This window comes from Pseudomonas sp. PSKL.D1 (assembly GCF_028898945.1).
Lineage (GTDB): Bacteria > Pseudomonadota > Gammaproteobacteria > Pseudomonadales > Pseudomonadaceae > Aquipseudomonas.
This window is the reverse complement of the sequence record NZ_CP118607.1, coordinates 3,631,169-3,644,168: the sequence shown is the minus strand read 5'-3', so window position 1 is coordinate 3,644,168 and position 13,000 is coordinate 3,631,169. Positions and strand designations below refer to the sequence as shown.

General features: G+C 63.8%; 10 protein-coding genes and 1 pseudogene. 7 read left to right on the top strand and 4 right to left on the bottom strand.

The window, feature by feature from the left end; all coding sequences use genetic code 11:
• Positions 1-85 precede the first annotated feature (85 nt).
• Genes PVV54_RS16130 through PVV54_RS16115 form a run of 4 tightly spaced genes read left to right on the top strand, consistent with a single transcriptional unit; the run spans position 86 to position 4,792 of the window.
• Positions 86-1,483, top strand: coding sequence for an amino acid permease (locus PVV54_RS16130; RefSeq protein ID WP_274906217.1), 1,398 nt, complete (start codon positions 86-88; stop codon positions 1,481-1,483).
• A 25-nt stretch (positions 1,484-1,508) separates the two neighbouring features.
• Complete coding sequence (locus PVV54_RS16125) at positions 1,509-2,891, top strand: NAD(P)/FAD-dependent oxidoreductase (protein WP_274906216.1); 1,383 nt, start codon at positions 1,509-1,511, stop codon at positions 2,889-2,891.
• 11 nt (positions 2,892-2,902) lie between these two features.
• A complete protein-coding gene (locus tag PVV54_RS16120) occupies positions 2,903-3,253 on the top strand; it encodes a cupin domain-containing protein (RefSeq protein ID WP_274906215.1) in 351 nt (116 codons plus the stop codon).
• Positions 3,254-3,280: 27 nt separating this feature from the next.
• The gene (locus PVV54_RS16115) at positions 3,281-4,792 is read left to right on the top strand and encodes a CoA-acylating methylmalonate-semialdehyde dehydrogenase (RefSeq protein WP_274906214.1); all 1,512 of its coding nucleotides are present in this window, start codon (positions 3,281-3,283) and stop codon (positions 4,790-4,792) included.
• 124 nt (positions 4,793-4,916) lie between these two features.
• Here PVV54_RS16115 and PVV54_RS16110 read toward each other — a convergent pair whose 3' ends face one another.
• Complete coding sequence (locus tag PVV54_RS16110; RefSeq protein ID WP_274906213.1) at positions 4,917-6,353, bottom strand: PucR family transcriptional regulator; 1,437 nt, start codon at positions 6,351-6,353, stop codon at positions 4,917-4,919.
• 177 nt (positions 6,354-6,530) lie between these two features.
• On the opposite strand from PVV54_RS16110, the gene PVV54_RS26515 reads away from it, so the two are divergent.
• The 3 genes and pseudogenes from PVV54_RS26515 to PVV54_RS16095 all read left to right on the top strand — a co-directional run bounded on the left by PVV54_RS26515 (position 6,531) and on the right by PVV54_RS16095 (position 7,780).
• Complete coding sequence (locus tag PVV54_RS26515; protein ID WP_342456618.1) at positions 6,531-7,100, top strand: DUF1254 domain-containing protein; 570 nt, start codon at positions 6,531-6,533, stop codon at positions 7,098-7,100.
• Positions 7,082-7,357, top strand: a pseudogene (locus PVV54_RS16100) (transporter); the annotation flags it as partial. The gene PVV54_RS26515 and the pseudogene PVV54_RS16100, both read left to right, overlap by 19 nt.
• Before the next feature lie 81 nt (positions 7,358-7,438).
• Positions 7,439-7,780, top strand: coding sequence for a hypothetical protein (locus tag PVV54_RS16095; protein ID WP_274906212.1), 342 nt, complete (start codon positions 7,439-7,441; stop codon positions 7,778-7,780).
• 3 nt (positions 7,781-7,783) lie between these two features.
• On the opposite strand, the gene PVV54_RS16090 is transcribed toward PVV54_RS16095, so the two are convergent.
• From PVV54_RS16090 to PVV54_RS16080, 3 genes are all read right to left on the bottom strand, one after another.
• Positions 7,784-10,318, bottom strand: coding sequence for an HWE histidine kinase domain-containing protein (locus PVV54_RS16090; protein ID WP_274906211.1), 2,535 nt, complete (start codon positions 10,316-10,318; stop codon positions 7,784-7,786).
• An 80-nt stretch (positions 10,319-10,398) separates the two neighbouring features.
• The gene (locus PVV54_RS16085; protein ID WP_274906210.1) at positions 10,399-11,262 is read right to left on the bottom strand and encodes a sensor domain-containing diguanylate cyclase; all 864 of its coding nucleotides are present in this window, start codon (positions 11,260-11,262) and stop codon (positions 10,399-10,401) included.
• Positions 11,263-11,458: 196 nt separating this feature from the next.
• Positions 11,459-12,967 carry a TolC family protein gene (locus PVV54_RS16080; protein WP_274906209.1) on the bottom strand — a complete coding sequence of 503 codons (1,509 nt, stop codon included), beginning with the start codon at positions 12,965-12,967 and terminating at the stop codon, positions 11,459-11,461.
• Positions 12,968-13,000: the final 33 nt, after the last annotated feature.

Below are 13,000 nucleotides of genomic sequence, written 5' to 3'. Positions count from 1 at the left end.
ACTTTCACGATGTTCAGCCCACCCGCGCCTGCATAACCTCCTGATCAGGCGGCGTTGATTACCAATAACAACAAGGAGACAACCAATGCCTATTCAGACCGAGCATGACCCCCGGCTCAAGCGTGCACTCAAAACCCGACACATCAGTATGCTGGCCCTGGGCGGTGTCATCGGCGCCGGGTTGTTCGTCGGCTCCAGCGCCGTCATCGCTTCCACCGGCCCCGGTGCTTTTCTTACCTACGCCCTGACGGGCCTCATCGTCGCCCTGGTGATGCGCATGCTCGGCGAAATGGCCGCCGCGCACCCCACACAAGGTTCCTTCGTCGACTACGCGCGCATGGCCTTCGGCCCCCCGGCCGGGTACATGACCGGCTGGCTGTACTGGTACTTCTGGGTCATTGTCGTGGGCTTCGAGGCGGTCGTCGGCGGGCAGATCATCAACGGCTGGTTCCCCGACCTGCCCGTGTGGGTGATCGCGCTGGGGCTGATGGTAGGCATGACGTTGCTCAACCTGATGTCGGTGCATTCGTTCGGCGAGGCCGAGTACTGGTTCGCCGGCATCAAGGTGGCGGCCATCATCGTGTTCCTGGTGGTGGCCGGCGCTTATGTGTTCAACCTGTGGCCAGGCTCCACGGCCAGCTTCGCCAACCTCACGCAGCATGGCGGCTTTCTGCCCCACGGTGTGGCGTCGTTGTTCACCGGCGTGGTCGTGGTGATCTTTTCCATGACTGGCGTTGAGGTGGCCACCCTGGCGGCAGCCGAATCCGAAGACCCGTCGCGCAACATCCGCAAGGCCGTCAACACGGTGATGGTGCGCATCCTGGTGTTCTTCGTGCTGGCCACCTTCTTCATCGTCGTGGCACAGCCGTGGACCAGCATCACCCCCGGCAAGTCGCCTTTCGTGACCACGCTCGAGCACATCGGCATCCCCGGGGCCGGCGACATGCTGACCCTGGTGATTCTGGTGGCCGTGCTGTCGGTGCTCAATGCCGGGCTCTACACCTCTTCGCGCCTGTTGCACGTGCTGGCCTCCAATGACGAGGCACCGCGCTGGGTCGCACACCTCAGCCGCAAAGGCGTGCCGGTGCGCGGTGTACTGGCCTCGACCCTGGTGGGTTATGGCTGTGTGGTCATCGCGGCGCTGTGGCCCGACACGGTATTCCAGTTCCTGATCAACTCGTCGGGCACGGTGTTCCTGTTCGTGTACCTGATGATCTGCCTGTCGCAACTGCGCCTGCGCCGCCGCTGGGTGCAAGAGGGCAGCCTGAAATTCGCCATGTGGGGCCACCCTTGGCTGCCGCTGCTCGTCACCGCCTCAATCGTAGCGGTGCTGGTGAGCATGGCCTTCGACCCGAGCATGCAGCTCAGCCTGGCGCAATGCCTGATCGCCATGGCCGCGATCGGCGCCTCCTACGTGCTCCTGCGTTTGTCCCGTGCCCGGCAGCGTGGCCTTGCGGCCAAGGCACCGGTGCAAGGGGCGTAGTCAATCTTCAATGGAAGCCAACCGCATGTCAGCGAAATTCGATTTGTCCCAGCTACCCAACCAGCCGCTGTGGTTCGCCCCCGGCCAGCCGCGCGAGCCGCTGCAAGGCCAGGTGCAGGCCGACGTGGTGATCGTCGGCGCCGGCTACACCGGGTTGTGGACCGCTTACTACCTGCTCAAGAGCGACCCTTCGCTGCGGGTGGTGCTGCTGGAAAAACGCGAAGTCGGCTTCGGTGCCTCCGGCCGCAACGGCGGCTGGGCCTCGGCCATTTTCCCGATCTCGCTGCAGCGGGTCGCGCAGCTCTACTCACACGCTGCGGCCCTGCATCTGCAGGCCGCGATGAACGAGACCGTGGACGAAATCGGCCGCGTGCTGGCGCAGGAAGGGGTAGAGGCCGACTACGCCAAGCAGGGCTTCCTTTCACTGGCGCGCAGCAAGCCGCAAATGGAGCGGGCGCGGGCAGCGGTGCAAGCCTCCACGCGCTTCGGCCTGCCGGACCAATGGCGCGTACTGGACGCCGCTGAAGCGGCCGGTCACGTCGGCGCGCACGGCACGCTGGGCGGGCTGTACACCGAGCATTGCGCACTCATCCACCCCGGCAAACTGGTCCGTGGGCTGGCGGCACTGGTGGAGCGGATGGGTGCGAAAATATTTGAGCAGTCCGCCGTCAACCAGATGGCCCCCGGCGTGGTGCACACCGCTCACGGCTCGGTGCACGCCGGGATGACTGTGCGCGCTACCGAAGCATTCACGTCGCAGCAGCCGGGCCAGTCGCGCTTCGTGATCCCACTTTACTCGCTGGTGCTGGCCACCGAACCGCTGCCGCGCGACCTGCTGGCCAGCCTCAACCTCGACCACCGCATGGCCTTCAACGACATGCGCCACCTGCGTGTCTACGGCCAGGTGACGGCCGAAGGCCGGCTGGTGTTCGGCGGCCGTGGTGCGCCCTACAACTGGGGCTCGCGCATGTCGGACGAAGCCGACCTGGTGGACAGCATCCACGGCAAGATCCACGACACCCTGGTGGAGTTTTTCCCCGCGTTGCGCGACGCCCGCATCACCCACCGCTGGGGCGGTGCACTGGGCGTTGCCCGCGACTGGTGCCCTACCGTGAGCATCGACCGCGACCAGCGCATGGCCTGGGCCGGCAACTACGTGGGCGACGGCGTGGCCACCAGCAACCTGGCCGGGCGCCTGCTGCGCAATTTCATCCTGCAGCGTGACGAGGCCATCAACACGCTGCCCTTGGTCAACCACCGCTCGCCGTCCTGGGAGCACGAACCGCTGCGCTGGCTCGGTATCAACAGCGGCTTGGCCGCCGCCTCGCTGAGCGATATCGAAGAGCGCTACACCCACAAACCCTCACGCACCGCCCAACTGCTCGAAAAACTCACCGGTGCGCATTGACAGGAGCCCCCATGACCACGTTCACCATCCTCAAGCAGGCCGCCCTCCAGGCGTTGCCCCTGAAGCCCGCCGGCCAGCGCGCCGGCGCCGACAAGGGCGACCCGCAGATTGCCGTCTACACGCTTGCCCCCGAAGCGGTCGGCAACCTTGGCGTGTGGGAATGCCAGCCGGGCGGCTGGCCGGTGATCGAGCGCCCCGACACCGAGTTCACCTACATCCTCTCTGGCAAGGCCCTGCTTACCGATAGCAGCACCGGTGATGTGGTGGAGGTGACCGGTGGTGACCTGATCATCCTGCCGCCGGGCTGGACCGGGCGCTGGGACGTACTGGAAACCGTGCGCAAGGTTTACGCGATTTACTGATTTCAATTTTTCAAGGCGAGAACGACCATGACCCACACGATCATGAACTGGATTAGCGGCGCACAGGCCGAAGCCACCAGCGGCCAGCAACTGCCGGTTTACAACCCTGCTACCGGCGCCGTTACCGGCCAGGTGCAACTGTCGGCGCAACGCGATGTGGACGCCGCCGTGGCCTCGGCCAAGGCTGCCTTCCCGGCGTGGAGCAACCTGTCGCCGCTGCGCCGGTCACGCATCCTCAACAGGTTTTTGGCGCTGCTCAACGAGCACCGCGACGACCTGGCCCGCATGATCACCGCCGAGCACGGCAAGGTGTTCACCGACGCCCAGGGCGAGGTGATGCGCGGCATCGAAATTGTCGAGTTCGCCTGCGGCGCACCGCAGCTGCTCAAGACCGATTTTACCGACCAGGTCAGTACCAACATCGACAACTGGACCTTGCGCCAGCCCCTGGGTGTGGTCACCGGCATCACCCCGTTCAACTTCCCGGTGATGGTGCCCATGTGGATGTTCCCGGTCGCCTTGGCCACCGGCAACACGTTCGTGCTCAAACCCAGCCCGCTAGACCCTTCGCCATCGCTGTTCATCGCCGAGCTGCTGAAGCAGGCCGGCCTGCCGGACGGCGTGTTCAACGTGGTGCAGGGCGATAAGGATGCGGTCAACGCGCTGATCGAGCACCCGGATGTGCAGGCGGTTTCGTTCGTAGGTTCCACCCCGATTGCCAACCACATTTATGAAACCGGCGCCCGTCATGGCAAGCGCGTACAGGCCTTGGGCGGGGCGAAGAACCACCTTGTGGTGATGCCCGATGCCGATATCGACCAGGTCGTCGATGCCCTGATCGGTGCGGCCTATGGTTCGGCTGGCGAGCGCTGCATGGCCATCAGCGTGGCGGTGTTCGTCGGTGACGACACGGCCGAGAAAGTCATGCCCAAGCTCATTGCCCGCACCCGTGAACTGAAAGTGCTCAATGGCACCAACCTCGAAGCCGAAATGGGTCCGATCGTTACCCGTGCTGCGCTGGAGCGCATTACCGGATACATCGAGCAAGGTGTAAAAGAGGGCGCGACCATGCTGGTCGATGGACGCACCTTTAACGGTGAAGCCGCTGGCGAAGGTTGCGGCGATGGTTTCTGGCTGGGCGGCACGCTGTTCGACAACGTCACCCCGGACATGCGCATTTACAAGGAAGAGATTTTCGGCCCGGTGCTGGCCTGCCTGCGGGTGAAAGACTTCGCCGAGGCCGTGGACCTGATCAACGCCCACGAATTTGGCAACGGCGTGAGCCTGTACACGCGTGACGGCCACATCGCCCGTGAGTTTGGCCGGCGCATTCAGGTGGGCATGGTCGGCATCAACGTGCCGATTCCGGTGCCCATGGCCTGGCACGGCTTTGGTGGCTGGAAGAAGAGCCTGTTCGGCGACATGCATGCCTATGGTGAAGAGGGTGTGCGCTTTTACACGAAGCAGAAGAGCATCATGCAGCGCTGGCCGCAGGCCATCGCCAAAGGTGCGGAGTTTGCGATGCCGACCAGTCATTGACAGTGTGTGACCTGTGCCGGCCCTTCGCGGCGGTCCGACGTCTCGGTAAATCCGCTCCTACACGTGAACCCCTGTAGGAGCGGATTTACCGAGACGTCGGACCGCCGCGAAGGGCCGGCACAGGTCAAACAAGACCCTCAAACAACTCGGTATTCCTTCCGGCTTCAATCGCAATCCACAACCGCGCAATACCGCTGGTACTGGTGGGTTTTATCCCGGTCAGCTGCTCCACCAGCTTCAACCGGTACACCAACGTCTGACGGTGAACCCCCAGGTCAAACGCCGTCGCCTTCCAGTTACCATCATTGCCGAGAAACGTAATCAACGTGGCCAGCAAGGTCGCTCCCTGGATGCGGTCGTGCTCGATCAGTGGCCCAAGGTAACGCGCCACCAGCGCACGCGCCTCTGCCAGCGACTTCGGCGCCATGATCAGCCCGGTTTCCGCTTCACCGTAACGCAAGACAGGCGCGCCGGTTTCCCGCGCCTGGGCCAGTGCCAGGCGCGCTTGCCGGGCGCTTTCGCGAAAGCCCGTGGCCGCCGCGATCGGCCCGCTGAGCCCGACGGCGGTGCCGGCCCCCAGCAGGCTGCACAGCGCCTGCGCCGTTGCCTCGGTGCCAATCCCAAGCAATCCGCCCTGATGGTTCAGCAACAACGGGCTTGCCATGTGCAGGGTAGGGGCCTGGTGCACCTCGTCGACGCTCCACGGCCCGCCGTTGCCGGGCTCGATTGCCAGGCTCACCAGCGTGCCGGTCAGCCCTCGGCGTTCGAGCATGGGGCGCACCAGTGCAAAATCCGTCTCGCTGTCGAGCAGGCTGCGCAGCATCGCGGCACCTTCCTCACGCTGCTGGTCGCGGTGAATCATCAGCCGCTCCAGCTCAACGCCCAGCAGGCCGACCAGCGAACGGATCAGGATCGGGTCATGGGCCGAGCGCACATCCCGGCGGGCCAGCACCAGGTTGGCACGCGTACGCCCGCCAATCGGTATCCGCTCAAGCGCTGCCTGTGCCTGGTATTGCGCTGTATCAAGGATGCTGGCACCACTGATGGCGTCCTCGATCCCAAGGCCCAGATCCAGCGACGCCGCCAGGATCGACAGCCGGCCCGCCATGTCAGGGGCTTTGCGCAGGGCGTCGGCATAGGTCTGGAACAACCTTTCGCTGGCATTGAACCGTTCGCGCTGTGCCTGCAACATGCTTTCGATCACCAGGTGCGAGAGCTTGACGAACTCCAGTTCGAAGCTGGCCCGCAGCACCGGGAACAACGCCCGGTCGGCGGTATCCAGCAGCGCTTGAGACAAAGCTGGCGCGTCGGTGCGCGGCGCGACGACCAGCGCACAGGCGTTGCTCTGCACCAGTTGCTCAAGCCACCACACCTGCCCGGCAGCATCCGCCGGCAGGCCGACGCCGGTGGTCATCACCAGGTCGCCCGGCGACACCCAGCGCCACGGGTCGGGCAGGTCAACGGTGTGCGCCCAGCTGATGAGCCGGCCGGTGCCGGCAAGGCCTGCGACGACTTCGAGCTTGAGTGGATCGATGGCAACCAGGTCCTGGACCGTGAGCATGAACGGGCTCTCAAAAATGACGTGGGGCGGGCACTGTCATGATCGCAGATTGGCAAGGGGTTTGGGGGCCGAGTGCACCGTCATGTTGATTTGTGATGTGCTTACCTTGCTGTCTGGTTGTTGCCATCTAGACTGGTTTTCTCATGGAGTACGCCCTGTCGAGTGCAATCACCTGCCATGTGCTTGCCGCAGTTCGCCAGTCACATCCCGGCTGTCTGGCAACTTATGGAGCATGCCCCCATGCACGCGATGCAACGACTGCTCGTCCTGTCTGTGCTGGCTGTCTCACCTTGGGCAAACGCCGCAGATCAGGCCCCGGCCTCGCCGCTGATCAAGCAGATCAATAACGGTAACTGGCTGGACCCGAAGGAAGCACAAAGCCTGCGTGACGAGATGTACTACCAGCGTGCCATCTTCGCTTACATGACCATGCTGCCGGCGCTGAACGTGATCGGCATGAAGGAGGGTTCGGAAAAGGCCTTTGGTGCCGGTTACAACGTACTACCGATCTGGAAGCAGCGCATGGACTCGCGCACTATGGTGCCGACGCCCAACGCCGACGTGATCTACTCCATGAGCTACCTGGACCTGAAACAGACCGGGCCGCTGGTGGTCAAGGCACCGGCCAATGTCATCGGCATGTTCACCGACTTCTTCCAGCGTACGCTCACCGATGTCGGTGCCATCGGCCCGGACCGTGGGCGCGGTGGCCTTTACCTGCTGCTGCCGACGACAAGGAAAAGGTAAATCAGACCTTCCTGCAGCCCTTCCTTTCGTACACCACCAGCACGTTCACCACCTTTGGTATCAACAGCGAGTCAACCTACAACTGGCAGTCCAGGGAGTGGGCGGTGCCCGTCAACCTGACCGTTACCCAACTGCTGAAGATCGGTGGCCAGCCGCTCACCCTGCAGGCCGGGCCACGCTATTGGCTGGACACCCCGCGAGACGGCCCGCAGGGCTGGGGCTTTCGGGTGGCGGTAACGCTGTTGTTCCCGCGCTGAACGCCACTGGAACATCTGCGTGCGCGCTGCGGTCCAGATTGTCAGTAGTCCTCGGAATTCTCCCCACCATGAGGGTTTGCCATGAGTACGCTGACAATCGAAGGCTGGTGCAAGGGCGACGGTGACCGCAAGTCGACGCCGATTGGCGAAGTGCATTTTGATATCCAGGGCCCGACCCATACCAAGCTGGAACAGGCAGAGGAACAACTGCAACAGACCCACGCCCGTGAAACCATGGTCGATGTCGACATGGCGCTGATGAACCTGGTGCTGCCGGAAGGCTACGGCCCGTTGTCCGATTGCCAACTGCGGGTCTACCTCAGCCAGGAGGAGCAACGCGGGCAGTTTCACCTGGTCGGGCACCGTGCCAGTGATGGCAGCCTGATCTACACCAATGCGGTGTTGATCGCGCAGTTGAGCTGAGCCTCAGCCCGGTTGCGTCAAACGCTGCAGGCTCACCAGGATACAGCCGGCATCGTAGGGCTTGCGCACCACTTGCACATGCTGCAGATGCGCGGGTATGCAAAGGCTGTCTCCGTAACCCGTGGCAAACACGAAGGGGATGTTGCGCCGGGCCAGCTCGTCTGCCACGCCCAGCGAATTGCCTGTGCCCAGGTTTACGTCCAGCACCGCCACATCCAGTGGCTGGGTATTGAGCAGGCGGATGGCCTCGTCTTCGGAACAGGCGGTGTGCACCTGCTCGATGTGGGCATCTGCCAGGATCTGTTCCAGCCCCACGGCAATGACCAGTTGGTCCTCAAGAATCATCACGCGCAGCTGGCTGAGGTCCGCGTACGGGGTGGCTACCTGCGTATTGCCCGTTGCCTCACCGCTGGTTTCGGCGGCCTCTGCCACGGCAATGTGGCGGCCGGGAATGCGGAAATGGCCCTGCAGCCCCTCAGGGTGGTATTCGATGTTGCTGGTACCGCCCAGGTCGAAGGGGATGCTGCGGTCGATCAACACCGAGCCGAAGCCGGACCGGGTTGGCGTGCGCACTGCCGGGCCACCGCTCTCCTGCCAGGTGATATTGCATGCACTGGCAGCATCCAGCGCCCAGTTCACCACAAGCTGGCCCCCGGCGCGGGACAGCGCACCGTATTTGGCGGCGTTGGTGGCCAGCTCATGCAGCACCAGTGCCATGACCGAAAACGCGCGCGCATCCAGCACCACATTCGGCCCTGACAGTTTGATGGCATCGGCGGTGGAGCGATAGGGCAGCAGTTCGGCTTCCAGCAACGCAGCCAGGCGCCCGCCACCATCCCCGCGCACCACCTGGTCGTGGGCAAGCGACAGTGCCTGGATGCGCCCTTTGAGGGTGGCTACATAGTCTGTGAGTGACTGGCTTTGCGAGGTCGGGTGGGCCACCAGTGCACCGATCAGCGAGAGGATGTTCTTCACCCGGTGGTTGAGTTCCTCATTGAGCATGCGCTGGCGCACCTGCGCCTTGGAGCGTTCATCGGCCAGCAGTTCGCTGTTGCGCAACGCCACTTCGACAATGGCCGTGCGGATGGCTTCGCCGAACTGGCGGTCCTGTTCCGACCAGGGCAGCGACTGCTGGTGCACGGTTTCTTTCCAGATGGCAAAGCTCTTGCGCGGTGTCAGGCGCTCGCCATGGGTTCCGGTTTCGTAGGTCTTGTTCGGGTCGCCGGCCCAGTCGAGGGTTTCCAGCACTTCTTTGCGAAACAGCATCAGGTAGTCGCGTGGGCTCTGCGACATCGGAATGATCAACACCCCCGCAACCTCCGAGGCATACGCCAAGGCGGGCGGGTGCGCGGCCGACAGCCGGTTGGAGGCCCATACCCTGCCTTCGGCAACCGCTTCGGCCAGGCTCAGCAACTCCGGTATTACCGCTTTGGGCGGTGTCAGGCCTTCGGCCGACCAACGGCCCTGCAGGTAGATGCCAATACCATCGGAGGGGATCAGCGCTTTGAAATCACTCAGCCGGGCATGGAAGAACTCGCCGATGTCCGGGGCATGGTTGGCATTGCGCAGCAGGGCGTCCAGCGCCTTGTGCACCTGCACGGCGGCTTCAAGGCTTTGCCGGCTGCGCAGGGTTTCGACATGCAGCGAAAAGAACTCGCCAAACATCTCCGCCGCCACCCGCTGCCCCATGGTCAGGGTGCGTGGCGCGTAATGGTGGCAGGCAATCAGCCCCCACAGCACACCGTTGACGATGATCGAAATCGACATCGAGGCGCCCACGCCCATGTTGCACAGGTATTCGCAGTGGATGGGCGAGACGCTGCGCAGGTGGGCGTAGGACAAATCCAGGGGCTCACCGGACAGGTCCAGCACCGGGTCGATGGGGACGCTCTTGAACTTGGCATCCGAAATGATCCTTATCGGATTGCGCAAATACAGCGCACGGGCTTGCTGGGGGATGTCGGATGCCGGGAAGTACTGGCCCATGAAACTCTCCAGGCCACTGCGTTTGGCTTCGGCCACCACCTTGCCGGCGCCATCGGCACCCAGCTGGTAGATCATTACCCGGTCATAGCCGAGCACGGCGCGCACGAAGCGGGCCGAGTCGCGGATCAGCCTGGCAGGCTGGTCAATTTCGCGCAGCTGTGCGATCAACGCACGGGTGAGCTCAATCGGCTCGGCAACGCTGGCGCCAGCCGATTCGAACTCGATGATCGCGTTGCCCTTGAACACATGTGCCGAAATGTCGACCAACTGGCCTGAGGGCAGTGGCACATTGAACACCAGTGCTGGCCGCGAGGCTTCCTTGGTGCGGGCCAGGGCATTGCGCACGGTATGCGCCACTTCGTGGCCCAGCACGGCCTGCAGTGTCTGGCCATTGATACCGGGCGCAACGCCCAGCATGTCGGCAATGTTGGCCGAATGGCGCAGTATCAGGTTGGCCGATGCATCACAGGCAATCAGGCAGCCGTGGGGCTGGATGCTGCCGGGGATCTGGATGGGCTCGCGGTCGCAGTTGGTGAGGTTTACAGGCGTCATCGGCCCCGCCGAGGGAGTCATGGGAATGGCGTGAGTCTAGCAGGGGGCGGCCCTTCAAGCGCATTCTGTGTGGCGATCGTTTACCCCGCCGCAACCCGTTGCCGTTTCATCCGGTACATCTCGTTGTCCGCGTGGCTGAGCAGCGCATCGGCATCGGTGCCGTGCTCCGGGTACATCGCCACACCAATGCTGCAGGCCGGCATCGCCAGCCCCGGCAGCCCGGCCTCCAGCGGCTCGGCCATCACCGACAGGATCTCCACCACCTTTTCGGCCACGGCGGTGCTACACGCCACCTCAGGCAGCAGCACGGTGAACTCGTCACCGCCCATGCGCGCCAGGGTGTCGTGGGCCTGTACGCAACGCTCCAGGCGCCGGGCAATCGAGCGCAGCACCTGGTCACCGGCCGCGTGGCCATGGGCATCGTTGATGCCCTTGAAGCCGTCCACGTCCAGAAACAGCAGCGCCACGTTGTGGCTGTGCCGACGGGCCGCGTGCAGGGCGGCGTCCAGGCGCTCGTTGAAGCGCGCGCGGTTGCTCAGGTGGGTCAGTGGGTCGTGGTGGGCCAGGAAGCGCAGTTCGTCTTCGGCCTGGGCCTGGGCGGTCACGTCGCGGGCCACGCCGATGCGCGCGCCCACCTCGTCGGACCAGCACGCCGACCACAAGATGTGCACGATGCCGCCGTCCTTGCGGATGTAACGGTTGCGAAAGTCCAGGTGCGGCTGGCCGTTCATTACCCGCACGATCGAGGCGCGGGTGGCGGGCACATCGTCCGGGTGCATGTAGCCGGTGATCAGGGTGCCGATCAGCTCGTCGGCGCGGTAGCCAAGCAAGGTTTCGCAGGCATCGCTGACAAACACGATGCAGTTGTCGCGGTCGACCACGAACACGGTGTCCAGCATCAGGTGGATCAGGTTGGGGTACAGCGCGTGCAGGTCGACGGGCATGAGGTGGGGCGTCCGGTAGTTGCCCGATCGCGAAAGGCGCTGGCGGCTAATCTTGCAGATTTCCGCCAGCGGTATGCAACTACCGCTGGTGCGGTTCAGAACACCGCCTATCGCGGATAAATCCGCTGCTAAAGGAGGTTGCGTTCCCCTGTAGGAGCGGCTTCAGCCGCGATCAAGGGCAAAGCCCGTGCCATCCCTAAGGCCCGGTGGCCAGCAGGTTCTGTTGCGTCTGCTGCTCCACCGTGCGCTGAATCTCCCGCGCCAAGGTCTTCACATCATGCTGCTCGATTTCCTTGGGCATCACCTCAAACCCCACCGAGTTGTACAACCGCCCCCACGCCGCCTGGGCATCGGAGTACGCCGCCTCGCGCTGATACCGTGACAGCAGCAGCCGGCCTTCGGCGCGGATCAGCTCCAGTTCGCTGCCCAGCGCCGCACTGCGCGAGGAACGCGCGTAATCGAGCAGGCTCTGGTCCACACGAAGGCTTTCATCGGCAAAGTCCACTTCCTGGCGGGCCAGCTGGTAACGCAAAAGGCCCACGCGCACCTGGGTCAAAATCGCCATCGACAACGCCGTGCGGCGCATGTCGTCGGCCTTGGCCTGGCTCTCTTCGGCCCGATTGATGTCCGGGTACTGCAGCAGGCGCAGCAGGTTCATCGAAACGTTGATGCCGGTCTGGTTCCAGTCGCTGTTGTACAGGTACTTGTTGGAGTCGTACTCGTAGCCGTAGTTGAAACTCACGTTCGGCCAAAGCTGGGCTTTGGCGATTTTCAGGTCGTTCATGCTCACGCGCTTGCGGTACCACTCTTCCATGATTTCCGGGCGGTGCTCCAGTGACAGGCGTTCAAGCTTTTCCAGGTTGCCATTTAGCAGCGGCAATGGCTGCTCGCTGCCGTCGGCCAGCACCATGCGGGTGTTCGGCGGCAGCGACATCAGTGCGGCCAGCTCGGCGCGGGCAAACTCAAGGTCCTGGCGGCGCACGGTGAGCATGTACACCGAGTCGAGCAGGGCGCGCTGATAGGCCAGGATGTCCTGGCGCGGCAGCAGGCCTTTGCCTTCGGCCTCACGCGCCGAGGTCAGGGCGCGGTGGGTGCGCATCAGCAGGCCGTCTACTTCCGGCAGCAGGCGCTGGGCGCCGAGGGCGCGCCAGTAGGCATTGCGCACATCCTGCAGCACGTTCTGCGCCACTTTTTCGCGGCGCTCTTCGGCCATCAGCATCTGGTCGTTTTTTTGCTGGGTGCGAAAGTAAGCCACGCCAAAGTCCAGCAGGCTCCACGACAGGCCAAGGCTGTACAACGTGCGGTAGCGCTCTTCGGAGGTGGACGGGCGCAAGCTGACCTGGCGGTCTTCAATGCCGATGGAGGTACCGCCAGAGTCGTTGTTGCGCCCGGCATAGCCCGCCGAGGCCACCAGCCGTGGCAGCATTTCGTGGCTGGACACATCGCGCAGGTCCGAGGCCAGCGCGCTTTCCAGCAGTTTCAGGCGGTAGTCGAGGTTGTACTTCAAGGCCCGCGCCGAGGCTTCGTAGAAGGTGATCGGGCCGTTGACCGGCTCTTGCTCCTTGTACATGCGCGCCTGGTCTTCGATCACACGCTGGCGCATTTCGTCTTCGGTGTAGGGTTTGGGCTCGAAGGCCGAGCAGGCACCGAGCAGCAGGCCAAGGGCGGTGACGGTGCTCAGGCTTCTCAATGTCGATACTGGCATAGGCTGTCCTTGTTCAATCCGTGATGAGGCGTC

Coding starts and splice junctions, on each gene's coding strand:
- PVV54_RS16110 (WP_274906213.1), bottom strand. CDS start 6,353: ATGCTCACGGTCCAGGACCTGGTTGCCATCGATCCACTCAAGCTCGAA.
- PVV54_RS16095 (WP_274906212.1), top strand. CDS start 7,439: ATGAGTACGCTGACAATCGAAGGCTGGTGCAAGGGCGACGGTGACCGC.
- PVV54_RS16115 (WP_274906214.1), top strand. CDS start 3,281: ATGACCCACACGATCATGAACTGGATTAGCGGCGCACAGGCCGAAGCC.
- PVV54_RS16130 (WP_274906217.1), top strand. CDS start 86: ATGCCTATTCAGACCGAGCATGACCCCCGGCTCAAGCGTGCACTCAAA.
- PVV54_RS16125 (WP_274906216.1), top strand. CDS start 1,509: ATGTCAGCGAAATTCGATTTGTCCCAGCTACCCAACCAGCCGCTGTGG.
- PVV54_RS26515 (WP_342456618.1), top strand. CDS start 6,531: ATGTGCTTGCCGCAGTTCGCCAGTCACATCCCGGCTGTCTGGCAACTT.
- PVV54_RS16090 (WP_274906211.1), bottom strand. CDS start 10,318: ATGACGCCTGTAAACCTCACCAACTGCGACCGCGAGCCCATCCAGATC.
- PVV54_RS16120 (WP_274906215.1), top strand. CDS start 2,903: ATGACCACGTTCACCATCCTCAAGCAGGCCGCCCTCCAGGCGTTGCCC.
- PVV54_RS16080 (WP_274906209.1), bottom strand. CDS start 12,967: ATGCCAGTATCGACATTGAGAAGCCTGAGCACCGTCACCGCCCTTGGC.
- PVV54_RS16085 (WP_274906210.1), bottom strand. CDS start 11,262: ATGCCCGTCGACCTGCACGCGCTGTACCCCAACCTGATCCACCTGATG.